This window comes from Pseudomonas sp. BF-RE-25 (assembly GCF_019956105.1).
Taxonomy (GTDB): domain Bacteria; phylum Pseudomonadota; class Gammaproteobacteria; order Pseudomonadales; family Pseudomonadaceae; genus Aquipseudomonas; species Aquipseudomonas migulae.
This window is the reverse complement of record NZ_JAHBDB010000028.1, coordinates 32,359-58,744: the sequence shown is the minus strand read 5'-3', so window position 1 is coordinate 58,744 and position 26,386 is coordinate 32,359. Positions and strand designations below refer to the sequence as shown.

25 protein-coding genes are annotated in these 26,386 nt (G+C 59.8%); 14 read left to right on the top strand and 11 right to left on the bottom strand.

Annotated features, from left to right (window positions below; translation table 11 throughout):
• The first annotated feature begins 82 nt into the window (after positions 1-82).
• Together olsB and KGB24_RS14570 are read left to right on the top strand one after the other, a co-directional pair.
• Positions 83-838: an L-ornithine N(alpha)-acyltransferase gene (gene olsB, locus KGB24_RS14575; RefSeq protein ID WP_008025682.1), complete on the top strand. Its 756-nt coding sequence runs from the start codon at positions 83-85 to the stop codon at positions 836-838.
• Positions 838-1,629 (top strand): lysophospholipid acyltransferase family protein, encoded by a 792-nt coding sequence (locus KGB24_RS14570; protein ID WP_008025680.1) that lies wholly within the window; start codon positions 838-840, stop codon positions 1,627-1,629. The genes olsB and KGB24_RS14570 overlap by 1 nt, the downstream gene beginning before the upstream one ends.
• 106 nt (positions 1,630-1,735) lie before the next feature.
• Here KGB24_RS14570 and KGB24_RS14565 read toward each other — a convergent pair whose 3' ends face one another.
• Positions 1,736-2,314 carry an ACP phosphodiesterase gene (locus KGB24_RS14565; RefSeq protein WP_223416337.1) on the bottom strand — a complete coding sequence of 193 codons (579 nt, stop codon included), beginning with the start codon at positions 2,312-2,314 and terminating at the stop codon, positions 1,736-1,738.
• Between the two features lie 156 nt (positions 2,315-2,470).
• On the opposite strand from KGB24_RS14565, the gene KGB24_RS14560 reads away from it, so the two are divergent.
• The 5 genes from KGB24_RS14560 (at position 2,471) to KGB24_RS14540 (ending at position 6,668) form a co-directional block, all read left to right on the top strand.
• Positions 2,471-2,773: an ArsR/SmtB family transcription factor gene (locus KGB24_RS14560; RefSeq protein ID WP_008025677.1), complete on the top strand. Its 303-nt coding sequence runs from the start codon at positions 2,471-2,473 to the stop codon at positions 2,771-2,773.
• 25 nt (positions 2,774-2,798) lie between these two features.
• Positions 2,799-3,965 carry an MFS transporter gene (locus tag KGB24_RS14555; protein ID WP_223416338.1) on the top strand — a complete coding sequence of 389 codons (1,167 nt, stop codon included), beginning with the start codon at positions 2,799-2,801 and terminating at the stop codon, positions 3,963-3,965.
• 29 nt (positions 3,966-3,994) lie between these two features.
• The gene (locus KGB24_RS14550; protein ID WP_223416339.1) at positions 3,995-5,044 is read left to right on the top strand and encodes an alkene reductase; all 1,050 of its coding nucleotides are present in this window, start codon (positions 3,995-3,997) and stop codon (positions 5,042-5,044) included.
• A 51-nt stretch (positions 5,045-5,095) separates the two neighbouring features.
• Complete coding sequence (locus KGB24_RS14545; RefSeq protein ID WP_223416340.1) at positions 5,096-5,902, top strand: hypothetical protein; 807 nt, start codon at positions 5,096-5,098, stop codon at positions 5,900-5,902.
• Between the two features lie 109 nt (positions 5,903-6,011).
• Positions 6,012-6,668 (top strand): hypothetical protein, encoded by a 657-nt coding sequence (locus KGB24_RS14540; RefSeq protein WP_223416341.1) that lies wholly within the window; start codon positions 6,012-6,014, stop codon positions 6,666-6,668.
• A 191-nt stretch (positions 6,669-6,859) separates the two neighbouring features.
• On the opposite strand, the gene emhR is transcribed toward KGB24_RS14540, so the two are convergent.
• Entirely contained in the window at positions 6,860-7,492 is a 633-nt protein-coding gene (emhR, locus tag KGB24_RS14535) for an efflux system transcriptional repressor EmhR (RefSeq protein ID WP_223416342.1), read from the bottom strand.
• A gap of 268 nt (positions 7,493-7,760) precedes the next feature.
• Here emhR and emhA point away from each other — a divergent pair, with 268 nt between their 5' ends.
• The 7 genes from emhA (at position 7,761) to KGB24_RS14500 (ending at position 17,850) form a co-directional block, all read left to right on the top strand.
• The gene (gene emhA, locus KGB24_RS14530; RefSeq protein WP_008025666.1) at positions 7,761-8,918 is read left to right on the top strand and encodes an efflux RND transporter periplasmic adaptor subunit EmhA; all 1,158 of its coding nucleotides are present in this window, start codon (positions 7,761-7,763) and stop codon (positions 8,916-8,918) included.
• 3 nt (positions 8,919-8,921) lie between these two features.
• A complete protein-coding gene (gene emhB / locus KGB24_RS14525) occupies positions 8,922-12,083 on the top strand; it encodes an efflux RND transporter permease subunit EmhB (RefSeq protein WP_008039452.1) in 3,162 nt (1,053 codons plus the stop codon).
• Positions 12,083-13,543: an efflux RND transporter outer membrane subunit EmhC gene (gene emhC / locus KGB24_RS14520; RefSeq protein ID WP_008025662.1), complete on the top strand. Its 1,461-nt coding sequence runs from the start codon at positions 12,083-12,085 to the stop codon at positions 13,541-13,543. Before emhB ends, emhC begins: the two co-directional genes overlap by 1 nt.
• A gap of 430 nt (positions 13,544-13,973) precedes the next feature.
• Positions 13,974-15,227: an OprD family porin gene (locus tag KGB24_RS14515; RefSeq protein ID WP_223416343.1), complete on the top strand. Its 1,254-nt coding sequence runs from the start codon at positions 13,974-13,976 to the stop codon at positions 15,225-15,227.
• Positions 15,228-15,420: 193 nt separating this feature from the next.
• On the top strand, positions 15,421-16,611 hold the full coding sequence (locus tag KGB24_RS14510) for an FAD/NAD(P)-binding oxidoreductase (protein ID WP_223416344.1): 1,191 nt from the start codon (positions 15,421-15,423) through the stop codon (positions 16,609-16,611).
• A gap of 22 nt (positions 16,612-16,633) precedes the next feature.
• Positions 16,634-17,011 carry a DUF1641 domain-containing protein gene (locus tag KGB24_RS14505; RefSeq protein ID WP_223416345.1) on the top strand — a complete coding sequence of 126 codons (378 nt, stop codon included), beginning with the start codon at positions 16,634-16,636 and terminating at the stop codon, positions 17,009-17,011.
• 20 nt (positions 17,012-17,031) lie between these two features.
• Positions 17,032-17,850, top strand: a complete 819-nt coding sequence (locus KGB24_RS14500) for a methyltransferase domain-containing protein (protein WP_223416346.1) — start codon at positions 17,032-17,034, stop codon at positions 17,848-17,850.
• Between the two features lie 137 nt (positions 17,851-17,987).
• Here KGB24_RS14500 and pcaC read toward each other — a convergent pair whose 3' ends face one another.
• The 9 genes from pcaC to KGB24_RS14455 form a co-directional block, all read right to left on the bottom strand.
• Positions 17,988-18,380 (bottom strand): 4-carboxymuconolactone decarboxylase, encoded by a 393-nt coding sequence (gene pcaC, locus KGB24_RS14495; RefSeq protein WP_223415789.1) that lies wholly within the window; start codon positions 18,378-18,380, stop codon positions 17,988-17,990.
• Positions 18,381-18,391: 11 nt separating this feature from the next.
• Complete coding sequence (gene pcaD / locus KGB24_RS14490; protein ID WP_223415788.1) at positions 18,392-19,183, bottom strand: 3-oxoadipate enol-lactonase; 792 nt, start codon at positions 19,181-19,183, stop codon at positions 18,392-18,394.
• A gap of 11 nt (positions 19,184-19,194) precedes the next feature.
• Positions 19,195-20,559: a 3-carboxy-cis,cis-muconate cycloisomerase gene (locus KGB24_RS14485; protein ID WP_223415787.1), complete on the bottom strand. Its 1,365-nt coding sequence runs from the start codon at positions 20,557-20,559 to the stop codon at positions 19,195-19,197.
• A 45-nt stretch (positions 20,560-20,604) separates the two neighbouring features.
• A complete protein-coding gene (locus tag KGB24_RS14480) occupies positions 20,605-21,909 on the bottom strand; it encodes an MFS family transporter (RefSeq protein WP_223415786.1) in 1,305 nt (434 codons plus the stop codon).
• A 180-nt stretch (positions 21,910-22,089) separates the two neighbouring features.
• Positions 22,090-22,656: a protocatechuate 3,4-dioxygenase subunit alpha gene (gene pcaG, locus KGB24_RS14475; RefSeq protein WP_223415785.1), complete on the bottom strand. Its 567-nt coding sequence runs from the start codon at positions 22,654-22,656 to the stop codon at positions 22,090-22,092.
• Between the two features lies 1 nt (position 22,657).
• On the bottom strand, positions 22,658-23,362 hold the full coding sequence (gene pcaH / locus KGB24_RS14470; protein ID WP_223415784.1) for a protocatechuate 3,4-dioxygenase subunit beta: 705 nt from the start codon (positions 23,360-23,362) through the stop codon (positions 22,658-22,660).
• 36 nt (positions 23,363-23,398) lie between these two features.
• Positions 23,399-24,604 (bottom strand): 3-oxoadipyl-CoA thiolase, encoded by a 1,206-nt coding sequence (pcaF, locus tag KGB24_RS14465; protein ID WP_223415783.1) that lies wholly within the window; start codon positions 24,602-24,604, stop codon positions 23,399-23,401.
• Complete coding sequence (locus KGB24_RS14460) at positions 24,601-25,380, bottom strand: CoA-transferase subunit beta (protein ID WP_008025640.1); 780 nt, start codon at positions 25,378-25,380, stop codon at positions 24,601-24,603. Before KGB24_RS14460 ends, pcaF begins: the two co-directional genes overlap by 4 nt.
• Complete coding sequence (locus tag KGB24_RS14455; protein ID WP_008025638.1) at positions 25,380-26,237, bottom strand: CoA transferase subunit A; 858 nt, start codon at positions 26,235-26,237, stop codon at positions 25,380-25,382. Before KGB24_RS14455 ends, KGB24_RS14460 begins: the two co-directional genes overlap by 1 nt.
• Positions 26,238-26,386: the final 149 nt, after the last annotated feature.

Genomic DNA, 26,386 nt, shown 5'->3' with positions numbered 1-26,386 from the left:
TGACTTTGCACAACACGGCCGCATAAAGAAAGTCGATCGGCTCTAACCCAAGACGGGTGACCAGCCCGCACGGAGAATCGCAATGACTCAGATCGCCCGCATCAGCGACACCGGCAATGAACGCCGCCTGCAAGCCGAACGCCTGGTGGGCGCCGAGGCCTTGCAGGAAGCCCAGGCTTTGCGCTTCAACGTGTTCAGCGGCGAGTTCAACGCCAAGCTCAAAGGCGCGGAACTGGGTCTGGACATGGATGACTATGACGTTCACTGCGCCCACATCGGCGTGCGTGACCTGAACACCGGGCGCCTGGTGGCGACCACCCGTTTGCTCGATCACACCGCCGCCAGCAGCCTGGGCAAATTTTACAGCGAAGAAGAATTCAGCCTGCACGGCCTGATCCAACTCAAAGGCCCGATCCTCGAAATCGGCCGTACCTGTGTCGACCCGGCCTACCGCAACGGCGGCACCATCGCCGTGCTCTGGGGTGAACTGGCCGAAGTCCTGAACCAGGGCGGTTACAGCTATCTGATGGGGTGCGCGAGCATCCCGATGCAAGACGGTGGCATTCAGGCTCACGCGATCATGCAGCGTCTGCGCGAACGTTACCTGTGCACCGAAAACCTGCGCGCCGAACCGAAAAAACCATTGCCGGTTCTGGACATCCCCTCCAACGTCATCGCCGAAATGCCGCCGCTGCTCAAGGCCTACATGCGCCTCGGTGCGAAGATTTGCGGCGAGCCGTGCTGGGACGAAGACTTCCAGGTCGCCGACGTGTTCATCCTGCTCAAGCGCGACGAACTCTGCCCGCGCTACGCCAAGCACTTCAAGGCGGCTGTGTGATGAGCCGCTTGCGGGTGTACGCGCGGATTGCGCGAGTGTTGGTCGTGGTGGCATTGGGGCTGAGCATGGCCAGTGTCTTCGGTTTGTTCGAGCGCCTGGGCATCGCCCATTCGATGGTCCGCCGTCAGCGCTGGTCGCGATTTTTCATGGCACGCCTGGCGAATGCCCTGCCCTTTCGCGTGACCGTGCACGGTGAATTGCCAAAGGAGCCGATGCTCTGGGTCAGCAACCATGTGTCCTGGACGGACATTCCGCTGCTGGGCATGCTCACGCCGATGTCGTTCCTGTCCAAGGCCGAAGTACGCACCTGGCCGGTGGCGGGCTGGTTGGCGGCCAAGGCCGGCAGCCTGTTTATCCGCCGTGGTTCGGGGGACAGTCAGTTGATCCGCAAACAGATGACGCGCCACCTGGAACAAGCACATCCGCTGCTGATGTTCCCGGAAGGCACCACCACCGATGGCCGTTCGTTGCGCACCTTCCATGGTCGCTTGCTGTCGGCGGCGATTGATTCGCAAGCGAAGCTGCAACCGTTGGCGATTCGTTACCTGCGCGAGGGTGAAATCGATTCGCTGGCGCCGTTCATTGGCGATGATGACTTGCTCTCGCACCTGATGCGCTTGTTTGCCAATGACCGGGGCGATGTGGAGATTCATCTGCTCAAGCCGATTGCCTGTGAAGGCCGGGAACGCGCGGCGCTGGCGTTCGAAGCGCAGCAGGCGGTGCAGAAGGTGTTGTTCGGCGCGATTCCCGAAAAACAGCAAGCGCCGATGCGCCCGGCAATCGCTGCCTGAACACATAACCCTGTAGGAGCCAGCTTGCTGGCGATGACGGCATAACATTCAACAGAGATGCTGACTGATACACCGCCATCGCCGGCAAGCCGGCTCCTACAGGGGTTTATGGTGTTGGGTAGTTTTGGGCGAAGTCCTGAAGCTGTGGGTAGAACAACCTGAAATCCTCGCTCAACGGCTCATACAACACCCGCAGCTCCTGCATCGCCGCCGCCAGTTCCTCGGGCCTGGTCAGCCGCCGCGAAATCCCCCGCAGCACCTGCTCCAACACGTCGAATTCCCGGTAAGAACCCAACCAGTCATTCGCCACCATGTGCGGCGCAATCCTCGCCAGGCGTTCCGGTAATTGCGGCTCATTGGACAGCACCCGATACACGTCGCCGGTGAACAGCGCCAGCGGCCGGTCGGCATACAGCGTCCAGTCCCGCGCCAGGCAATGGTCAAAAAACACATCGAGCACGATCCCGGCATAACGCCGGCGGGTCAGGGAAAACCGCGACAACGCCACGTCCACCATCGGATGGCGGTCGGTAAACACGTCGATGCTGCGATGCAACTGGATAGCCGCCTCGATCTCCGGGTCGAACTGCCCTTGCAGCCGTCCTTTGACGAAATCGCCATACAGACTGCCGAGCAATTGACCGGGACGCTGGCCACCGAGGTGAAGATGTGCGAGATAGTTCATGCCGCCCAGCTTAACACTGCGGCATTCATATCGTTATAACCCGATATACCGATTTACGCGGTCATCAGATCAAAATCATATTGGTATATCGCGAAATACCGATTTAAAGTTCGCCTCATCGCGATATAGCGTTTTACTCATCACGAGCCCCAAGCCATGAACCTCGACCTCGACGAAATAATAAAAGCCCTGGCACACCCAGTACGGCGAGAAATCCTGCACTGGCTCAAAGACCCGGACGTCGAATTTCCCGACCAGACCCACAGCAACGAGCACGGCGTCTGCGCCGGGCAGATCGATCAACGGTGCGGTTTGTCGCAGTCCACGGTGTCCGCACACCTGGCGACCCTGCAACGCGCCGGCCTGATCAGCAGCCGCAAAGTCGGCCAGTGGCACTTTTTCAAACGCAACGAGGAAACCATCCAGGAATTCCTCAAAACCTTCAGTAAAGAGCTCTGACCCTTAAGCTGACAAGGAATCAACAATGCCCCTCTCGCTCCTCATCCTGGCCTTGAGCGCCTTCGCCATCGGCACCACCGAGTTCGTCATCATGGGCTTGCTGCCCGATGTGGCGGCTGACCTCGGTGTGTCGATCCCCGGCGCCGGCTGGCTGGTGACCGGTTACGCCCTGGGCGTGGCCATCGGTGCGCCGTTCATGGCACTGGCCACCGCCAGGCTGCCGCGCAAGGCCGCACTGGTGGCGTTGATGGGGATATTCATCATCGGCAATCTGCTCTGCGCAGTGGCCAGTGACTACAACGTGCTGATGTTCGCCCGAGTGGTGACTGCCCTCTGCCACGGTGCGTTCTTCGGTATCGGTTCGGTAGTGGCTGCGGGCCTGGTGCCAGCCAACAAACGCGCTTCGGCCGTGGCCCTGATGTTCACTGGCCTGACCCTGGCCAACGTCCTCGGCGTGCCGCTGGGCACCGCACTCGGTCAACAAGCCGGTTGGCGCTCGACGTTCTGGGCGGTGACCGTTATCGGCGTAATCGCCTTGATCGGCCTGATCCCTTTCCTGCCGGCCAAGCGCGATGAAGAGAAACTCGACATGCGCGCCGAGCTGCGTGCCCTCAAAGGCGCCGGCATCTGGCTGTCGTTGAGCATGACCGCGCTGTTCGCCGCGTCGGTGTTCACCTTGTTCACCTACGTCGCCCCGCTGCTGGGCGAGGTGACCGGCGTCTCGCCACGCGGCGTGACCTGGACGCTGATGCTCATCGGCCTGGGCCTGACGGTCGGCAACATCATCGGCGGCAAACTGGCCGACAAAGGCCTGGCGGCGACGCTGATCGGCGTGTTCATCAGCATGGCCGTGGTGTCCACCGTACTGACCTGGACCAGCGTTGCGCTGATCCCGACCGAAATCACCCTGTTCCTCTGGGCCACCGCGTGCTTTGCCGCCGTACCCGCCCTGCAAGTGAACGTGGTGACCTACGGCAAGGCTGCACCAAACCTGGTCTCGACCCTGAACATCGGCGCCTTCAACGTCGGCAACGCACTCGGTGCCTGGGTCGGCGGCAGCGTCATCGCCCACGGCTACGGCCTGACCAGCGTGCCACTGGCGGCTGCCGCACTGGCGGTACTCGCCCTGCTGGTGACCCTGATTACTTTCCGTCAGAGCGGTAATCCCGAACTGGCCCCTGCTACCAACTGACTCACTGATACCTCACGAGGGTGCATTTCATGACAACTATTTTCGATCCGATCAAACTGGGCGACCTCGAGTTGGCCAACCGCATCATCATGGCACCGCTGACCCGCTGCCGCGCCGACGAAGGTCGTGTGCCGAACGCGCTGATGGCCGAGTACTACGTTCAACGCGCCTCGGCCGGCCTGATCCTCAGCGAAGCCACCTCGGTCACGCCGATGGGCGTTGGCTACCCGGACACTCCGGGCATCTGGTCCAACGATCAAGTGCGCGGCTGGACCAACGTCACCAAGGCGATCCACGGCGCGGGCGGCAAGATCTTCCTGCAACTCTGGCACGTCGGCCGGGTTTCCCACGAGTCGTACCTGAACGGCGAAAAACCGGTCGCACCGAGCGCCATCCAGCCCAAAGGCCATGTCAGCCTGGTTCGCCCACTGGCCGATTACCCGACGCCGCGCGCCCTGGAAACCGCTGAAATCGCCGATGTCGTCGACGCTTACCGCGTCGGTGCCGAAAACGCCAAGGCCGCCGGTTTTGACGGCGTGGAAATCCACGGCGCCAACGGTTACCTGCTCGACCAGTTCCTGCAAAGCAGCACCAACCAGCGCACCGACCAATACGGCGGCTCCGTGGAAAACCGTGCACGCCTGCTGTTGGAAGTGACCGATGCCGCCATCGAAGTCTGGGGCGCCGGCCGCGTTGGTGTGCACCTGGCACCGCGAGCCGACTCCCATGATATGGGCGACGACAACCTCGCCGAAACCTTCACCTACGTCGCTCGCGAACTGGGCAAACGTGGCATCGCGTTCATCTGCTCCCGCGAAAAAGAAGGCACCGACAGCCTCGGCCCGCAAATCAAGGAAGCCTTCGGCGGTCCGTACATCGTCAACGAACGCTTCACCAAGGACAGCGCCAACGCCTGGCTGGCCAGCGGCAAGGCTGACGCGGTCGCCTTCGGTGTGCCGTTCATTGCCAACCCGGATTTGCCGGCACGTTTGAAAGCCGATGCGCCACTGAACGAGGCGCGCCCGGAGTTGTTCTACGGCAAAGGCCCGGTCGGTTATATCGACTATCCAGCGATGTAACTTCAACTAAACAATTGCAAAGCCCCGGCTCGAAAGAGCTGGGGCTTTTTTATGCGCTCCATCAACCACGCGCAACAAACAAATACACACCCAACTAACAGACCTTTTGACTCACTGATATATTCAATCTCTCAACTCAACTCAAGAGAGATCGACATCATGGATGATACCCATATAAAGGCCGCCTCCGAAGACCAGGAAGTCTACGAAGACATTCAGAATGTGACATTTGAAAAAAACCTCTATGAGCAAGCCAGCACTCTTGCAACTCTTTCCACTTTTCCGATGATACTAAGCTTTCTTCAAAGTGCTGCCACGACTCTTTTTTCTCCTGAGACCCAGGAAAGACTAAGAGCAGAACTGGAAGTCGATAAATACTTTGAGGCCCTTGGCGAGGAAAGCCTCAGGAGGGAGGAAGAAACCTGGGCATCCCTTAAACGCATCAAATCTCACACCAGTGTTCTCTTCTACATTTTCAATGCTACCGAAGAAACTTTTAAACTCGATTACTCCAGTTGGAACAACGACAAACTCCCCGCTCAAGACTATGAAATCAAGCCATTGCAGTACACGTCATTCATACTGCGCAGCGACATACCTCAACGTATCCCCCATCGGCAGATTCATGTGTCGAGCAAAGTGAACCACGGCTTTACGTATCGTAGCGAAAAATTCGCATTCGATTTTTCCTCGCAGCTTTATTTAAGACATTCGGGCGGCAAGTCAACCCCCTACGCGGATCACCAGATAAATTCTATTGGTAAATCTTCACTGACTTGTACTTCCAGCCTCTCACGAGGCATGAGAGAGAGTCCTTATAGCTACGGCGTGCTAATTACTCTTGGTGAATTAGCCTGAAGAACCCGATTGCGTTCAAAGCGGTGCTCAGTAGCATCTGCGCTTCTTAATAAATAACCCCAGGTAAAAGCACCTGAAGCTTACCTACTTAGCAAAATGAAAAATCGACATGAACGACATGAACGACATCAAAGAAACCAGTAACAAGTACGAAGATCTACTATCGTTTTTCAATTACACTTCCATTGGCACACTTTACAACCTGACACCACTACTATTCAGCGAAGAGAATCAGCAAGCACTGGATGAGTTGATCGGGATCGCCGAGGTGGAATTAATCGGCCTCCTCGAAAAAATCGAGTCAGAACGCGAGTTGAATCAGAAAATAGAACAGTGGCGACATCAAGATGAAAGCTCGAAAAACACTCGTGTGATTGTCAAACTCATTAATAACACACCGCACACTTTTAAAATCGCACAAACCAGCCTGCCTTTACACCCATCAGAGCGCGAGTCATTCCTGCTCCGGGCTCACGCAAAGACAGCATTCAAATCCGACTTTGCCTATACGTACGCCGCGCCGTGGCCAAAAAACAAAATCATGTTCAATCAATTCGTGGATTTTATCGATCAGAACGTCGGGGTCCGTTTTGACCTCGGCATGATCATGAACAAATCCTACGGCGTTATTTCGCCAAGACACAAAGCAACGGTAAAAAACACCGTCACCTCCATTGGCTCATCCAAAATCAACTGCTCAACCAAAATCACCCGCATGGCAGAGGATCAGCCTTTCAACTTCGAGGTGGAAATAACAATGGGCTGAAGCAGCGACCACTGGGGATCGCTCTTGGCTTTTCACATCTGCGACACAAATTCCCTACAAAATACGTAGCTCGCTACCTGTCATCCTGGAGCGCGTCCCTATATAAAAGCACCCCAGTACGCCAACGCGGGCGAAGAGTTGATCTTCGCCCGCGTCTATTGACATAAACGGATCCAATTACGCATGTTGCTTCATTTTCGCAGGCTGGGACTGAAACGCAGCATGTCCAGCCCGGTATCGACCCAACGTTCGGCATCGATATGCAGTTCAAAGCTGTCCGGCGCGAGCAACCATTGGTACAGCAGGCCATCTATATAGGCATGAATGCTGATGGCCGCACGGGCGGTGTCGAGATTTTCCGGCAACTGCCCGCGATTCACGGCATTACGCAGGGTCAGGCCAATGCGCATATTGCATTCGAGGCTGGCCGTTCGGCGCTGCTGGCGCAGGTCGCACATTTCATCGGTGAATTCGCACTTATGAAACAGAATCTCGTTGATGCGCCGAGTCTTGGGGTCCAGCGCAACTTCATGAAACAAATGAATCAGCAGCCGACGCATGCAGCCCAGCGGATCGAGCTCGTCTTCGCTCTCCGCGGCTTTGGCCAGCTCATCAAGGGGCTCATGCAAGCTGTCGAGCATGGCCTGGACCAGATCGGCCTTGTTGCTGAAATGCCAGTAGATGGCGCCACGGGTGACGCCGGCCAAGGTTGCGATGTCCGCCAGCGTCGTGCGGGCCACGCCCCGCTCGAAAAAGGCTTTTTCGGCCGCCTCGAGTATCTGGCTACGAGTTTCTTGAGCTTCCTCTTTGGTGCGACGGACCATGGCAGTACAACCTCAATCAGGATGCTTCAGCGATGTCTGAATATCAGCTGAATAAAAGTGGGGCGAGCGCTCTTGGGACTCGTCCCCGGGCCTACAATTCCAACCTTGCGACGGCCTCTGTAACAGCGAGGGTACACAGCCAAGGTATTTACAAACAACCGTGAATGTAAGTATATTCCTTAGCATGCTACTTATCCACCCGGTACCCAATTTTTAACCTTCCATCTTTTCTTGTGCGTTTTTTTGCGCGCCTGACCCGAGGATTTTCATGCAATTCAAGCCAGCTGTTACCGCTCTGGTCACTGCCGTCGCCTTGGCATCGCTGCTCAGCGGATGCAAAAAGGAAGAAGCGGCACCGGCCGCTCCACCGCCTCAGGTCGGCGTCGTCACCCTGCAACCTCAAGCCTTCACCCTGACGTCCGAGCTGCCGGGTCGCACCAGCGCCTACCGCATCGCGGAAGTTCGCCCGCAGGTCAACGGCATCATTCTCAAGCGTCTGTTCAAGGAAGGCGGCGACGTCAAGGCCGGCCAACAGCTGTATCAGATCGATCCGGCGGTTTATGAAGCCACGCTGAAAAGCGCCGAAGCCAACCTGCAACAGACCAAGTCGATCTCCGATCGCTACAAGCAACTGGTCAACGAACAGGCTGTGAGCCGTCAGGAATACGACACCGCACAGGCCAACCGCCTGCAATCGGAAGCCGCCCTGCAAAGTGCCCAGATCAATGTGCGCTACACCAAGGTCTATGCGCCACTGTCCGGTCGCATCGGTCGTTCCAGCGTGACCGAAGGCGCGCTGGTCACCAGTGGCCAGGCGGACGCCATGGCGGTGATCCAGCAACTCGACCCGATCTACGTCGACGTCACCCAGTCCTCGGTAGAGCTGCTTGAACTGCGCCGCGAACTGGAAAGCGGTCGCCTGCAAAAGGCCGGCGACAACTCGGCGGCGGTCAAGCTGACCCTCGAAGACGGCAGCCAGTACAAGCTCGACGGCAAGCTCGAATTCTCCGAAGTCTCGGTTGACCAGACCACCGGTTCCGTCACCCTGCGTGCGGTGTTCCCGAACCCTGATCACACCCTGTTGCCCGGCATGTTCGTTCACGCCCAGCTTCAGGCCGGCGTGAATGCAGCTGCCATCCTGGCGCCGCAACAAGGCGTGACCCGCGACCTGAAAGGCTCCCCGACCGCGCTGGTCGTCGGTGCGGACAACAAGGTCGAGCTGCGTCAGCTCAAGGCCAGCCGCACTGTCGGCAGCCAGTGGCTGATCGAGGACGGCCTGAAAGCCGGTGATCGCCTGATCACCGAAGGGCTGCAATTCGTCAAACCTGGCATTGAAGTCAAGGCCACTGAGGCGACTAACGTTGGCGCAAAGAACCCGGCCCCCGCACAGGCAGCTAACAAGGCTTCCAGCGGCAAAGGGGAGTAAACCATGTCGAAATTTTTTATCGACCGTCCGATTTTCGCCTGGGTAATTGCCCTGGTGATCATGCTGGTCGGGGCTCTATCGATCCTCAAGTTGCCGATCAACCAGTACCCGAGCATTGCGCCTCCGGCGATCGCCATTTCCGTGGCCTACCCGGGCGCTTCCGCGCAAACCGTGCAAGACACCGTGGTTCAGGTGATCGAGCAGCAGCTCAACGGTATCGACAACCTGCGTTATGTGTCCTCGGAAAGTAACTCCGACGGTACCATGACGATCACCGCGACCTTCGAGCAAGGCACCAACTCCGATACCGCGCAGGTTCAGGTCCAGAACAAACTGAACCTGGCCACCCCGCTGCTGCCGCAAGAAGTACAGCAGCAAGGTATCCGCGTGACCAAGGCCGTGAAGAACTTCCTGCTGGTGATCGGCGTGGTCTCGCGTGACGGCAGCATGACCAAGGACGACCTGTCCAACTACATCGTGTCCAACATGCAGGATCCGATCTCGCGGACAGCCGGCGTGGGCGACTTCCAGGTGTTCGGTTCCCAGTACGCCATGCGTATCTGGCTCGACCCGGCCAAGTTGAACAACTTCAACCTGACCCCGATTGACGTGAAAACCGCCATCGCCGCGCAAAACGTCCAGGTATCGTCCGGCCAGCTCGGCGGCCTGCCTGCCCTGCCCGGCACTCAGTTGAACGCGACGATCATCGGCAAGACCCGCCTGCAGACCGCTGAGCAATTCAACAGAATCCTGCTCAAGGTCAACAAGGACGGCTCCCAGGTTCGCTTGAAAGATGTCGCCGATGTCGGTCTGGGTGGCGAGAACTACAGCATCAACGCTCAGTTCAACGGCGCCCCGGCTTCCGGCCTGGCGGTGAAACTGGCCAACGGTGCCAACGCCCTCGACACCGCGAAAGCCCTGCGCAAGACCATCGACAGCCTCAAGCCGTTCTTCCCGCAAGGGATGGAAGTGGTGTTCCCGTACGACACCACGCCAGTGGTGACCGAGTCGATCAAGGGTGTGGTTGAAACCCTGGTCGAAGCGATCGTGCTGGTGTTCCTGGTGATGTTCCTGTTCCTGCAGAACTTCCGCGCCACCGTCATCACCACGATGACCGTGCCAGTGGTATTGCTGGGTACGTTCGGCATCCTCGCGGCGTTCGGTTTCAGCATCAACACCCTGACCATGTTCGGTATGGTGTTGGCCATCGGCCTGCTGGTGGACGATGCCATCGTCGTGGTGGAAAACGTCGAACGGGTCATGAGCGAAGAAGGCCTGTCACCCAAGGAAGCCACCAAGAAATCCATGGGGCAGATCCAGGGTGCGCTGGTCGGTATTGCCCTGGTGCTCTCGGCGGTACTGTTGCCGATGGCGTTCTTCGGCGGTTCCACGGGTGTGATCTACAAGCAGTTCTCGATCACCATCGTCTCGGCCATGGCCCTGTCGGTACTGGTCGCGCTGATCTTCACCCCGGCGCTCTGCGCCACCATGCTCAAAGCCATTCCCAAGGGCGAGCACGGCGTGCCGAAACGCGGTTTCTTCGGCTGGTTCAACCGCAACTTCGACCGTAGCGTGAAAAGCTACGAGCGTGGCGTCGGCAACATTCTGCGCAACAAGGCGCCGTACCTGCTGGCCTACGTGATCATCGTCATCGGCATGATCTGGTTGTTCATGCGTATTCCTTCCTCGTTCCTCCCGGAGGAAGACCAGGGCGTACTGTTTGCTCAAGTACAAACCCCGGCCGGCTCGACTGCCCAGCGCACTCAGGTCGTCGTGGACGAGATGCGTGAATTCCTGCTGCGTCCAAGCAAGGATGGCGGTGAAGGCGATGCGGTGAACTCGGTGTTTACCGTGACCGGCTTCAACTTCGCCGGCCGTGGCCAGAGTTCGGGTATGGCGTTCATCATGATGAGGCCGTGGCACGAACGTAACGCCGACAACAACGTGTTCAAGGTCGCGGCCCGTGCCCAACAGCACTTCTTCACCTTCCGTGACGCCATGGTGTTCGCGTTCGCACCGCCAGCGGTACTGGAGCTGGGTAACGCCACCGGTTTCGACGTGTTCCTGCAAGACCGCGCCGGTATCGGTCACGAAAAGCTGATGGCTGCCCGTAACCAGTTCCTCGGCATGGCGGCGCAAAGCAAAGTGCTGGCGCAAGTGCGCCCGAACGGTCTGAACGACGAGCCGCAATTCCAGTTGGAAATCGACGACGAGAAGGCCAGTGCGCTGGGCGTTACCATCGCCGACATCAACAACACCTTGTCGATTGCCTTGGGCAGTAGCTATGTGAACGACTTCATCGACCGTGGTCGTGTGAAGAAGGTTTACGTGCAAGGCCAGCCCGGCGCGCGCATGAGCCCTGAAGACCTGAAGAAGTGGTACGTGCGCAACAGCACCGGGACCATGGTTCCCTTCACCGCGTTTGCCAAGGGTGAGTGGATTTACGGTTCGCCAAAACTGGCCCGTTATAACGGCGTAGAAGCGATGGAAATCCTCGGCTCCCCTGCCCCGGGTTATTCCACCGGTGAAGCCATGGCCGAAGTCGAGGCGCTTGCCCTGAAACTGCCGGCCGGTGTCGGTATTTCCTGGACCGGTCTGTCGTATGAAGAACGACTGGCGGGCTCCCAGGCGCCGGCGCTGTTCGCGCTGTCGATTCTGATGGTGTTCCTGTGCCTGGCGGCGCTGTACGAAAGCTGGTCGATTCCGATTGCCGTTGTGCTCGTGGTGCCACTGGGGATTATCGGTGCGTTGATGGCCACCAGCCTGCGGGGTCTGTCCAACGACGTGTACTTCCTCGTGGGTCTGTTGACCACCATCGGTCTGGCGGCGAAAAACGCCATTCTGATCGTCGAGTTCGCCAAGGATCTGCATGAACAGGGCAAGAGCTTGCAGGAGGCAGCAATCGAGGCCTGCCGCATGCGTTTGCGCCCGATCATCATGACCTCCCTGGCGTTCATTCTCGGCGTGGTACCTCTGGCCATTTCCAGCGGCGCCGGCTCGGGCAGCCAACACGCCATCGGTACCGTGGTAATTGGCGGTATGATCACCGCCACCGTATTGGCGATCTTCTGGGTCCCGTTGTTCTTCGTCACCGTGTCGGCCATGGGTCAGCGAAAAATCGCCGATCAGGACGACGCTATTGAACCTTCTAAAGAGGCTGGCTAATGAGCAAGTCGCTACTCTCCATCGCAGTCGCGGCCTTCGTGCTGAGCGGTTGCTCGCTGATACCCGATTATCAGCAGCCTGAAGCACCGGTGGCCGCCCAGTTCCCGCAAGGCCCGGCGTATTCGCCGGCCCAGGCGCCGAGCCAGGCTGCCGCCGAACAGGGCTGGAAGCAGTTTTTCCATGACCCGGCGCTGCAGCAGCTGATCCAGCTGTCTCTGGAAAACAACCGCGACCTGCGTGTCGCGGCGCTGAACATCGACGCGTTCGCGGCGCAGTACCGCATCTCGCGTGCCGACCTGTTCCCGGCGGTTTCGGCCAACGGTACCGGCAGCCGTCAGCGGGTTCCGGCTGACGCTTCACAGAGCGGTCAGGCAGGCATCACCAGTTCCTACTCGGCCACCGTCGGCATCAGCGCCTATGAACTCGACCTGTTTGGTCGGGTTCGCAGCCTGAACGAAGAAGCCCTGCAGAAGTACTTCGCCACAGAAGAAGGCCGTCGCAGCACACAAATCAGCCTGGTGGCCAGCGTGGCGAATGCCTACCTGACCTGGCAGGCCGACAAGGAGCTGCGCAAGCTGACTCAGGACACCCTCGCTGCGTTCGAGGAGAGCTACAAGCTCACCGCACGCAGCAACGAAGTGGGCGTAGCCTCGGCGCTGGACCTGGCGCAGTCGCGCACCTCGGTAGAAAACGCCCGTGCGCAACTGGCCCGTTACACACGCCAGGTCGCTCAGGATGAAAACAGCCTGGTGCTGCTGCTCGGCACCGGCATCCCGGCCAATCTGCGAGAAGCCAGGCCACTGTCTGACGATTTGCTGAGCGATGTACCGCCCGGCCTGCCGTCGGATCTGCTGCAACGTCGTCCGGATATTTTGCAAGCCGAATACAACCTGAAAGCGGCCAACGCCAACATCGGCGCAGCGCGCGCGGCGTTCTTCCCGAGCATCAGCCTCACCGCCAATGCCGGTACGTTGAGCCCCGACCTGTCCGGTCTGTTCAAGGGCGGCTCGGGCACGTGGTTGTTCCAGCCGCAAATCAACCTGCCGATCTTCAACGCCGGCAGCCTGCGCGCCAGCCTGGATTACTCGAAAATCCAGAAAGACATCGGCGTGGCGAACTACGAGAAGTCCATTCAGACGGCCTTCCAGGAAGTCGCCGACGGCCTGGCCGCCCGCCAGACCTACACCGAGCAGTTGCAGGCCCAGCGTGATTTCGTCACCGCCAACCAGGACTACTACCGTCTGGCCGAGCGTCGTTATCGCATCGGCGTCGACAGCAACCTGACCTTCCTCGATGCCCAGCGTCAGCTGTTCAGTGCCCAACAGGCGCTGATCACCGACCGCCTGGCGCAACTGACCAGCGCCGTGAATCTGTACAAGGCACTGGGCGGTGGCTGGAACGAGCAGACCGCGAAAGTCGAGCCGCTGAAAGAAGAAGCGCCGAAGCTGAAGTTGTTCTGATCGAGTTGCTGTAAACACGAAGCCCACCGTTTGGTGGGCTTTTTGTTGTCTGCTGGAAAGTTGTGGTGTCTGTGATGGCCCCTTCGCGAGCAGGCTCGCTCCTACAGTTGACCGTGTTCGTTCAGGAGGAATGCAATCGAATGTGGGAGTGAGCCTGCTCGCGATGGGGCCGGCATGCCAACACACAATCCAAGGCAATCTCGGTTCGATAATCGCCCAAAACCCGCTTTTACCAATTGAACCATCCAGTTCATTCCCCGCACCATTCGCCACACAAAACCAATAACAACAGGTTCGACACCATGCCCCCGCGCCCCGCCCTGTCCGGCTGATCTCGCCCCGTTTCATTTGAATTCGAATCTTTTTGTCTGCAACCCGACGGTTGCGGCATCGCCCCGTTTCATCTCCAAGAATTAGAGAGACCGAGCCCATGACGCCTTCCACTTATTTCGTTCCCAGCCTGATCGCCCTCGCACTGGCCGGCGCCGCCCTGCCCGCCACGGCCGAAGAGGCGGGTTTTGTCGAAGGGGCCAAGGTCAACCTGAACCTGCGCAACTTCTACATCAACCGCAACTTCACCAACCCGACCAAGGCACAGGGCAAGGCTGAAGAGTGGACGCAAAGTTTCATCCTCGACGCCAAATCCGGGTTCACCCAAGGCACCGTCGGCTTCGGCATGGATGTGCTGGGGCTGTACTCGGTAAAACTCGACGGCGGTAAAGGCACCGGCGGTACGCAGTTGCTGCCGCTGGACCACGATGGTCGCCCGGCGGACAACTTCGGTCGCACCAACGTGGCGTTCAAGGCCAAGCTGTCGCAGACCGAAGTGAAGGTCGGCGAATGGATGCCGGTGCTGCCGATCCTGCGTTCGGACGATGGACGCTCGCTGCCGCAAACCTTCCGTGGCGGTCAGGTCACCTCAAAGGAAATCAACGGCCTGACGCTCTACGGCGGCCAGTTCCGCCAGAACAGCCCGCGTGACGACAGCAGCATGAATGACATGTCGATGACCGGCAAAGCGGCGTTCACCTCCGACCGCTTCAACTTCCAGGGTGGCGAATACCTGTTCAACGAGAAGCGCACCCAGATCGGCCTGTGGAACGCCGAACTCAAGGACATCTACAGCCAGCAATTCGTCAACCTGATTCACAGCCAACCCATCGGCGACTGGACCCTGGGCGCCAACCTCGGTTTCTTCTACGGCAAGGAAGACGGCAGCGCCCGCGCCGGCGATCTGGACAACAAGACCTGGTCGGGAATGTTCTCCGCGAAGTACGGCGGCAACACCTTCTACGTCGGCCTGCAAAAACTCACCGGCGACAGCGCCTGGATGCGGGTCAACGGCACCAGCGGCGGCACGCTGGCCAACGACAGCTACAACTCCAGCTATGACAACGCGCGGGAAAAATCCTGGCAGGTGCGTCACGACTACAACTTCGTTGCGCTCGGCGTACCGGGCCTGACCCTGATGAACCGCTACATCAGCGGCGAAAACGTACACACCGGCACCATCACCGACGGCAAGGAATGGGGCCGCGAGAGTGAACTGGGCTACACCGTACAAAGCGGTGCGCTGAAAGACCTGAACGTCAAATGGCGCAACTCGACCATGCGCCGCGATTACAGCAATAACGAGTTCGACGAGAACCGGTTGATCATCAGCTACCCGATCAGTTTGTTGTAAGCCTCAGCGCCAGCGTTGACTCCTTGGGGGAAACGCTGGCGCTGACCACTGGTCGCGATGAACTGGCGAATTATTGAACCGCAGATACAGTCATCAAGGCGTTCAAGTTCTCCAGCCTGATGTAGGAGCCCCCATTTACTTCCGTTATCTCCGGATGCTGTACGCGAAGCTGCCATGACCACGGAGGTCAGGTATGAGCAAGCGAATAGTTATCGTCGGTGGCGGCGTCGGTGGAACCATGCTGGCCAATCAACTGGTCAACAAGTTGTATCCAGAAATCCTGCGCGGCGAAGTCCTGATTACTCTGCTGTCCAACTCCCCCGATCACTACTACAAACCTGCGTTCATGTACGTGGCGTTCAACCTGTTTTTTCAGGAAGAACTCAAACGCCCGGAACGCTCATTGCTGCGCCCGGAAATCACCTTCAACGTTGAAGAAGTGACGCGTTTCGATTTCCCTGGGCAACGCCTGAAGACGCGCAGCGGCAAAGTCTACGACTACGATTATCTGGTCATCGCCACCGGTTGCGTGCCCGCCCCGGAACGCATCGAAGGTTTGAAAGAAGGCGGCGACCACTTCTATCAATACGAGCCGGCCCGGCAACTGGCGCAGAAGCTGAGCACCATCGAAAAAGGCCGGATCTTCATTACCGTGTCTTTCCCGCAAACGCCCAACGTGCCGCATCAATGCGGCATCGCGCCCGTCGAAACCACCTTGATGCTCGATGATTATTTGCGGCGTCGGGGTGTGCGAGACAAAGTGAAAATTATCTACACCTACCCGACAACCGCTCAGTTACTGCGCAACTGCCTGTTCCTGCAACGACCGACAGGGGAAATTCTGCCGAGTATTTTCGAGCAGAAAAACATCCGTTTTCAGCGTGGGTTCACCCTGGACCGTGTCGATCCCGACAGCAAAATTGCCTACTCCGCAGAAGGCGACGCGCAGTCTTACGACATCCTGATGGCAACGCCGCCGATCCGCGCCGTGGATGCCGTGCTCGAGTCCGGAGCGTCAAAAGCGCCCAATAACGAAGGCTGGCTGCCCACCAATCATGAAACCCTGAAAGTCTACGACCTGGAAAACGTCTACGTGATCGGCGACACCGTCGATCTGCCAGTGAGCAAGGCCGGTGGCGCGTGCCATAACCAGGCACCGGTGATCGCCAACAACATTACCGCTGAAATTCGCCTCGGTGGCCCCATCGATGTCTACGACGGACGGGTTCAGGCCGTCGCGCAAATGGGCCTCTGTGCCGGCATGCCGCTTTGGTACAACTACGCGTGCGACGTTCTGCCAACTCCACCGACCAAACTCGGTGGCCTGCTCAGGAACGGCTTCAATCGTGGCCTGTACTGGGCGGTTGCCCGGGGCATGCTGTGACGGGCTCAGGGAGACAAACACAATGACAAACCTGACAGATGAAACCCTCGCCATCGGCACCGCCGACAGGTCGGAGGGGCTCAAGGTCTTGATGGCAAAACTGCAACCACTGATCGATGGCGGGCGACTGGATAACCTTGTCGATTTGCTCTCGTTGACCTCGGACATGGTCGACCTGCTGGACGCGGCCATGGTGGAAAAACTGGCGCGGTTGTTCGAAAACGCTACGGCGGCCACCTGGACCGTCAGCAACGCCGTGCGCATGGCCCACGCCGAAGTCGCCGCCGCCCCGGAGCCACCAGGGGTCTACGCCTTGATCAAACTGCTGAACGAGCCGGACACGCGCAAAGGTGTGGCTGTTGTCCTGAAAACCCTGAACGTCATCGGAAGACAACTGTAACCGCCAGAGAGGACCACCTCATGAGCGTCAAACTTGATAAGGCAGGGAGCGCCTGCACGCACTGGGACGCCAAGGCGTACCAGCAGTTTTCGCGCCTCAGGCAACGACCGGTCAATGAATTGCTCGGTCGTGTCGAACTCAAATCACCCCAACGCATTTATGACCTGGGGTGCGGCACCGGCATCGCCACGCAACTGTTGGCCAAGCGTTGGCCTCGCGCACAGTTGCAGGGCATCGACAGCTCCGGACAAATGCTCGACGAAGCCCGCCTTCTGCCCATCAAGGCGCTGTGGAAACAGTGTGACCTGCTCGACTGGCAGCCCGAACAGCCAGCAGACCTGCTGTTCGCCGCCGCCGTTTTGCACTTCATCAAGGATCACCATCAACTGCTGCCGCGACTGCTCAGGCAGCTCAACCCAGGCGGTTGCCTGGCAGCGCACATGCCCGACTGGCGGGATGCCTTGTGGTATCGGTTGGTGCTCGACACGCTGGAAGACGCGGGGGCGTGCGGCCAACCGTTAGGCACGGCGCAACTGCGCGAGGCCATGGCCGCACGAACGCTCTTGTCGCTGGAAGATTACTACCGCTTGCTCGCCCCGATCACCGAAACCCTGGACATCTGGGAGACCGAGCAATTGCAGGTGGTCTGCGGTCAATCGCCGATCTATGACTGGGTCAAGGTCTCGGCGCTGCGACCAGTGATGCAGGGACTCAAGCCCGACGAACAGGCACGCTTCATCTACCACTACCTGATGCGCGTACACGCGCATTACCCGCCGGAGAGCGACGGGCGAACGCTGTTTCCGTTCAAGCGCATATTCATCGTCGCGACCATCTGAATACAGTCCCGATCCACCCGGCAACACAAATCCTGTAGGAGCCGGCTTGCTGGCGATAGGATCGACGCGATCCGCCTGACAAACCGCGTCGTCCAAATCGCCAGCAAGCCGGCTCCTACAGGTGTGTGGCGTTTGGTCTATTCCCGGGACTCGACGCCCAACTCATCCCAAACCGACTCGGCCAAATGAAACGTCGCATTCGCCGCCGGGATGCCGCAGTAGATGGCGCTCTGCATGATCACTTCCTTGATCTCGCCACGGGTCACGCCATTGTTGGCGGCGGCACGCAGGTGCAGTTTGAGTTCACCCTCACGGTTCATGCCGATCAACATGGCGATGGTGATCAGGCTGCGGGTATGGCGCGGCAGGCCCGGGCGGGTCCAGATGTCACCCCACGCGTGGCGGGTGATCATCTCCTGAAACTCCGAATTGAACTCGGTCAGTGCGTTCAGGCTGCGGTCGACATGGGCGTCGCCGAGGACTGCGCGACGGACGTTCATGCCCTCGTTGTAACGTTGTTTCTCGTCCACGGATTTCCCCCTCAATGACCCAGCAAAAAAGCGAGAACGCGCTCACTGAACGCATCGCCGGCCTGCACGTTGGACAGGTGCGCCGCGTAGAACTCGGCGTACTCGGCACCTGCCACATGTTCCTGGATGAAGTGCCCACCGGACGGCGGCGTGACCGCGTCTTCGGTGCCGGCGATCACCAGCAGCGGCACCTTGATCGAGGACAGCTGATCACGGAAATCGGCATCGCGTACGGCAGCGCAATTGGCTGCGTAGCCTTGCGGTGAAGTGGCCGCGAGCATGTCGGTAATCCGTCTCGCCGCCGCCGGATTGGCCTCGGAAAAGTCCGGGGTAAACCAGCGCGCAATCGATGCATCGCGTAGCGCAACCATGGCCGCCGCGCCGTCACGCAGCACGGTCTCGATGCGCGGGTTCCAGATCGACGGGTCGCCGATTTTCGCGGCGGTGTTGCACACCACCAGTTTGTTCAATCGATCACCGGCATTGATGCCCAGCCACTGGCCAATCAAGCCGCCCATCGACAAGCCGCAGAAATGCGCCTTCTCAATGTGCAACGCATCCAGCAGCGCCAGCACGTCTCGGCCCAGTTGTTCGATGCTGTAAGGCCCCGGCGTGACCAGGGATTTGCCGTGGCCACGGGTATCAAAACGCAGCACCCGGAAATGCTCGGTGAACGCGGCAATTTGCGCGTCCCACATGTGCAGGTCGGTGCCCAGCGAGTTGGACAGCACCAGCACCGGTGCATCGACCGGCCCTTCAATTTGGTAATGCAGTTCGCCCTCGGCGAGTTGTACGAAAGCCACAGCAGTCTCCTTCAGGCAGTTAGCGCAGAATGTTCAGCCACCGCTCGCTCGACCCAGGTACGAGCCTGTCCGAGGTAGTGAGCGGGGTCCAGCAGATGATCGAGTTCAGTAGCCGAGAGCTCGGCGGTCACTTGCGGCTCGTCGCCCAGGACCGCGCGCAAATGCCGTTGCTCGGCCACGGCGCGCTTGCAGCACAGCTCCAGTAAATGATGCGCGGTGTCGCGGCCGACCCGTTGCGCGAGAACGATACTCACCGCTTCGGCCAGCACCAGGCCTTGGGTCAGGTCGAGGTTGCGGGCCATGCGTTTGGCGTCCACTTCCAGTCCGTCTGCCACCAGCAATGCTTGCTTGAGGCTGCCGGACACCAGGCAGCAAATCTCCGGCAGGGTTTCCCACTCGGCATGCCACAGGCCGAGGCTGCGCTCGTGCTCTTGCGGCATCGCACTGAACAGGGTCGAGAGCAGACCGGGAACCCGTGTTGCAGCGCCGATCAGCACGGCGGCGCCCACCGGGTTGCGTTTGTGCGGCATGGTCGACGAACCGCCCTTGCCCGGCGCCGAGGGTTCGAACACTTCGCCCGCTTCAGTCTGCATCAACAGGCTGATATCGCGACCGAGCTTGCCGAGGCTGCCGGCGATCAATCCCAGCACCGAACCGAACTCCACCAGGCGGTCGCGTTGGGTGTGCCACGGTTGGTCGGGCAACGTCAGGTGCAGCTCCGTGGCCAGCGCGTCGGCAATCGGCAACGCTTGCGCACCGAGGGCCGCGAGGGTCCCGGAGGCGCCGCCGAATTGCAGCACCAGCAGGCGCGGTTTGAGTTCTTGCAGGCGTTGACGGCTGCGGGTGACGGCGCCCAGCCATCCGGCGATCTTCATGCCCAAGGTGACCGGCGTTGCGTGCTGCAACCAGGTACGACCGGCCAACGGCGTGGCGACATAACGCTGGGCTTGCGTTGAAAGGGTTTCCCCCAGTTGCGCCAGATCGCTCTCAATCAGTTCCAGCGCCCGGCGCAATTGCAACACCAGGCCGGTGTCCATTACGTCCTGGCTGGTGGCGCCCAGATGCACGTAGCGCTCGGCTTCGGCATCGGTGGTCGCGATCTGTTTGCCCAACGCTTTCACCAGCGGAATCGCCGAATTACCGGCCGTGGCAATCGCCTCGCCGAGGGCGGCGAAATCGTAATGCCCGGCGCGGCAGGCCGCTTCGATGGGCGCCACTGCCGACTGCGGAATCAACCCGACATGCGCCTCGGCGCGGGCCAGCGCCGCTTCGAAATCGAGCATGGCCTGAACCCGGCCCTGATCGCAGAACACCTCACGCATATCGCGCGCAGTGAAATAGGCATCGAACAATTGATTGCCCGGTCGCTGGTTCATAAACAGTCCCTGGAGGCGCGGGCCGCTTGGGCCCGCGGGTGTGGATCAAAGGTCGTTTTCTAGATACTTCGCATGTTTGGGCAGACGCAGGCTGAACAGGAACGCTATCGCCATCATCAACGTCACGTACCAGTAGAAGGAGTTTTCCATGCCGACCGCTTTGAGGCTCAAGGCTACATACTCCGCTGAGCCACCGAATATTGCATTCGCCACCGCGTAAGCCAGGCCAACACCCAATGCACGCACCTCAGGCGGGAACATTTCGGCTTTTACCAGACCGCTGATCGAGGTGTAGAAACTGACAATCGCCAGCGCCAGGGTAATTAGCACGAAGGCCAGGAACGGACTGGTGACGCTTTTCAGGCTGAGCAGAATCGGCACGGTGCACAGCGTGCCGAGTGCGCCAAACCACAGCATCGAGCTCCGGCGGCCGATCTTGTCCGAGAGCATGCCGAAGATCGGCTGCATGCACATATAAAGGAACAGCGCGCCGGTCATGATGTAGCTGGCGGTCTTGGCATGCATGCCGGCGGTGTTCACCAGGTATTTCTGCATGTACGTGGTGAAGGTGTAGAAAATCAGCGAGCCGCCTGCGGTGTAACCGAGCACGGTAATGAACGCGGCTTTATGGTCGCGGAACAGCGCGCGGATGCTGCCAGCGTCCTTGTTTTCGCGCATTTCCTTGCTGGTGGTTTCTTTCAGCGAACGACGCAGGTACAGCGAAACCAATGCCGCCATGGCACCGACCACGAACGGAATCCGCCAGCCGTAGGCACGCAAGTCATCCTCGGTGAGGAACTGTTGCAGCACCACCACCAGCGACACCGCCAGCAACTGCCCGCCGATCAGCGTCACGTACTGAAACGAGGCGAAGAAACCGCGTTGGCCCTTGAGCGCCACTTCACTCATGTAGGTGGCGGTGGTGCCGTATTCGCCGCCCACCGACAGGCCCTGGAGCAAACGGGCAAACAGCAGCATGATCGGCGCCCAGACGCCGATGTCCTTGTAGGTCGGCAGACAGGCGATGAGCAACGAACCGAAGCACATCATCAGAATCGATATCAGCATCGAATTCTTGCGCCCGTGCTTGTCCGCGACACGGCCGAAAATCCAGCCGCCAATCGGTCGCATCAGGAACCCGGCGGCAAAGACGCCCGCGGTGTTGACCAACTGCACCGTGGGGTTGTCGGACGGGAAAAAGGCGGGGGCGAAATAGATCGCGCAAAAAGCGTAGACGTAGAAGTCGAACCATTCGACGAGGTTGCCGGACGAGGCGCCGACAATCGCGAAGATCCGTTTGCTGCGCTCTTCGCCGGTGTATAGCGCGGTTGAAGCGATTGGCGTTGTCATTGTTTTTCACTCAATGGGGACAGTGAGAGTCTAGACACACTTTGCAACAGTCCCGTTCCACAGATGCACAGATCCCTTGTAGGAGCCGGCTTGCTGGCGATCGCGGTGTGTCATTCAGCGTTCATGACACTGATACACCGCAATCGCCAGCAAGCCGGCTCCTACAAGTTTGTGGTGTTTTCAGTAGTCGAAGAACACCGTCTCCGCATCCGTGCCTTGCAGAATCACATTCCACTGATAAATACCGGTCGCATCCTGCTTCGCCAGCAAGGTATTGCGGCGTTCGGCTGGCACGCACTCCAACAACGGGTCGGCGACGTTGGCCGGTTCGCCATCAAAGTAAATCCGCGTCAGCAAGTGCTTCACCAGCCCGCGAGCAAACACCAGCACCACCAGGTGTGGCGCCTGGGTCGAACCTTTCAGGCCTTCCACTGTGCCCGGCTTGATCGTGGTGAAGCGGAAGCGCCCTTCGGCATCCACCGGGATCCGGCCAAAGCCTTCGAAGTTCGGGTCCAGCGGTTTGGCCTGATCGTCTTCGGGGTGGTCGTACTTGCCGGCGGCGTTGGCCTGCCAGACTTCCAGCATCGCGTCGTTGACGATGTCACCGTTGCCGTCGATGACTTGTCCGGTGATCGCCACGCGCTCGCCCAGGGTTTGTTCGACGGTCAGGTTTTCGCGGTTCAGCCAGGTCAGGCCAATGTGGTAATACGGCCCGACGGTGTGGGACGTGGTCGCAGTCAGCGTCATCTTATTTCTCCATCGGCGTGGCGTCGCGGCCGCGCAATACGATGTCCCAGCGGTAACCGAGGGCATAGGAAGGGATGGTTTTTTCCAGGTCGAAACTGGCGATCAAGCGCTCTTTGGCACTGGTATCGGGCACGCAGTTGTAGATCGGGTCGTACGCCAGCAACGGGTCGCCGGGGAAATACATCTGCGTGACGAGGCGCGTCAGGATGCTCGGCCCGAACAGCGAAAAATGGATGTGCGCCGGACGCCAGGCATTGTGGTGGTTGCCCCACGGGTAAGCGCCGGGCTTGATGGTCTGGAATTGATACCAGCCATCGGCGTCGGTCACGGTGCGGCCGGTGCCGGTGAAGTTCGGGTCCAGTGGCGCGTCGTGCAGGTCGCGGGCATGGTTGTAGCGACCGGCGGCGTTGGCCTGCCAGATCTCCACCAGAATCCCCGGCACCGGCAGACCGTTTTCATCCAGTACGCGGCCGTGAATGATGATGCGCTCGCCCAGCGGCTCGCCCTTGTGCTGGGCGGTCAGGTCATTGTCATTCTCGTTGACGCGTTCGGCGCCGATGGTCGGACCGGTAATTTCCGACAACGAATGAGGCAAAAACACCAACGGCTTCGACGGTGAGCGCAAGTTAGTGGATTGATAAGTCGGGTGCAGGTACTCCGGCTGGGTGCCTTCCTGCGGGCGACGGTAACCAGGCTTGTCAGTCATTTCGCTTTCCTCAGTTCTTATTGTCACTGCTGTGGGTCAGACCCGTTCGATGGCCAAGGCCAGACCCTGGCCAACGCCGACGCACATGGTCGCCAGACCTTTCTTGCCACCGGTTTTTTCAAGCTGATGCAACGCCGTCAACACCAGGCGCGCACCGCTCATGCCCAGCGGATGGCCCAGGGCAATGGCGCCACCGTTGGGGTTGACCTGCGCCGCGTCGTCCGCCAGGCCCAGTTCACGCAACACCGCCAAGCCTTGGCTGGCGAAGGCTTCGTTGAGTTCGATCACATCGAAATCGCTGACCGCCAGGCCGAGGCGTTCGGTCAGTTTGCGCACTGCCGGCACCGGGCCAATGCCCATGACACGCGGTGCGACACCGGCGCTGGACATGCCCAGCACTTTGGCGCGAGCGGTCAAACCGTGTTTCTTCACCGCTTCGGCCGAGGCCAGAATCAGTGCCGCCGCGCCGTCGTTCACACCCGACGCATTGCCGGCGGTGACGGTTTTGTCGGGACCGTTGACCGGTTTCAGTTTGGCCAGGGTTTCCAGCGTAGTGTCGGCGCGAGGATGTTCGTCCTGGCTGACGACGGTTTCACCCTTCTTGTGGGCAATCCGCACCTCAACGATTTCTTCCGCGAAAAATCCTGCAGCTTGCGCGGCGGCTGTCCGCTGCTGACTGCGCAGGGCAAACGCGTCCTGATCCTCGCGGGACACTTCGTAATCGTCGGCCACGTTATCGGCGGTCTGCGGCATCGCATCGACACCGTATTGCGCTTTCATCAACGGGTTGATGAAACGCCAGCCGATGGTGGTGTCTTCCAGCTTCATGTTGCGCGAGAACGCCGCATCGGCCTTGCCCATCACGAACGGTGCGCGGGACATCGACTCGACGCCGCCGGCAATCGCCAGTTCCATTTCACCGCTGGCGATGGCGCGGAACGCGGTGCCGATGGCATCCATGCCCGAAGCGCAGAGGCGATTGAGGGTCACGCCCGGAATGGATTCCGGCAGGCCCGCCAACAGCAGCGCCATGCGCGCCACGTTGCGATTGTCTTCACCGGCCTGGTTGGCGCAGCCGAGGAACACCTCGTCCACGGCGTTCCAGTCCACCGACGGGTTGCGCTCCATCAAGGCCTTGATCGGCACGGCGGCCAGGTCGTCGGCGCGAACCGCCGACAGGCCACCGCCGAAACGGCCGATGGGGGTGCGAATCGCGTCGCAGATATAAACGTCACGCATCACGCTTCTCCGGGTGCTTGGCCGTGGGCGGCGGCGGTGCGGGCTTCCAGATCCCTGAGTGCCTTGAGTTCAACCTCGGTCGGCTCGGCGGTGTGTTCAACAGTGTCGGCGAAACGAATCGCCCAACCGGTGGCCGCAACCACTTGCTCGCGGGTCACGCCAGGGTGCAACGCCGTGACCACGAATTCATGGGTGCCCGCTTCCGGTTCCATGATGCACAGGTCGGTAATGATGCCGACCGGACCGGCGCCCGGCAGCCCCAGACGCTTGCGCGAATCGCCGCCCTCGCCATGGCCGACCGAAGTGATGAAGTCGAGCTTGTCGACGAAGGAACGCGACGACTGTTTAAGGATGATCAACACGCTTTTGGCCGAACCGGCGATTTCCGGCGCGCCACCGGCGCCCGGCAGACGGACTTTCGGTGCATGATAATCGCCGACTACCGTGGTGTTGATATTGCCGAAGCGGTCCACTTGCGCGGCGCCGAGAAAACCGACGTCGATGCGCCCGCCCTGCAACCAGTAGCGAAAAATCTCACCGGTCGGGACGACGGTGTCAGCGGTTTCCGCCAATTCACCGTCACCAATCGACAGCGGCAATACACTCGGCTTGGCACCGATCGGACCCGATTCATAGATCAGGACCACGTCCGGCGAGGACGTCAGCCGCGCCAGGTTGGCCGCTTTCGACGGCAGGCCGATGCCGACGAAGCACACCGAACCGTTCTTCAGTCGGCGAGCGGCGGCAACGGTCATCATTTCATTGGTGGTGTAAGTCATTACTTCGCCTCCGAAGCAGCGGCCAGCTTGGCCTGGAACTCGCTGAAGTCAGCGCAGCCATGGATGTACTCGTTGATCCACGCGGTGAAGGTTTCACGGTCGCGGGCAATCGGGTCCCAGGCCTGATAGAAACGGTTGTCACGCTCGTTGTAGCCGTGGGCGTAAGACGGATGCGCACCGCCGGGAACGTGGCAGACAGCGCTCAAGGCCCAGGTCGGCAGCACGCAGGAGTTCATCGGTGCGTTGAGGTCGTCGACGATTTCTTCGACGGTGACGATGCAACGCTTGGCGGCCAGTGCGGCTTCTTTTTGCACACCGAGGATGCCCCAGAGCAGCACGTTGCCTTTACGGTCGGCTTTCTGCGCGTGGATCACGGTGATGTCCGGACGCACCGAAGGCACAGCGGCCAACACTTCGCCGGTGAACGGGCAGGTAACGGATTTGATCAGCGGGTTGACCTTCGGCAGGTCGGAACCGGCGTAGGCACGCAGCACCGCGAACGGCAGACCGGAGGCGCCAGCGACGTAGGCGTTCGCCAGGTCGGCGTGGCTGTGTTCTTCGATTTCCAGCGGGTGCGGCCACTGCTTCTCGACCGCATCACGCAGACGGTGCAGCGAACCCACGCCCGGGTTGCCGCCCCAGGAGAAAATCAGCTTGCGAGCACAACCGGCGCCGATCAATTGGTCGTAGATCAGGTCAGGCGTCATCCGTACCAGCGTCAGATCTTTCTTGCCCTGACGAATGATTTCATGACCCGCCGCCGTAGGGATCAGGTGAGTGAAGCCTTCGAGCGCAACGGTATCGCCGTCGTTAACGAATTGCTTCACCGCGTCGTGCAGCGAAAGGATTTCAGCCATGGGGCAGGCTCCCGTTTTGTTATGAACCGACAGTGGTAGAAAAAGGCGCGATGCGCGCGCCGGAATGACTAGAGAGTAAGCCCCTGAAAAAACCCAAACAATCCGATAATCGACTGAGTGTTCGTTTATCGAACAGATTGTTGTCTCAC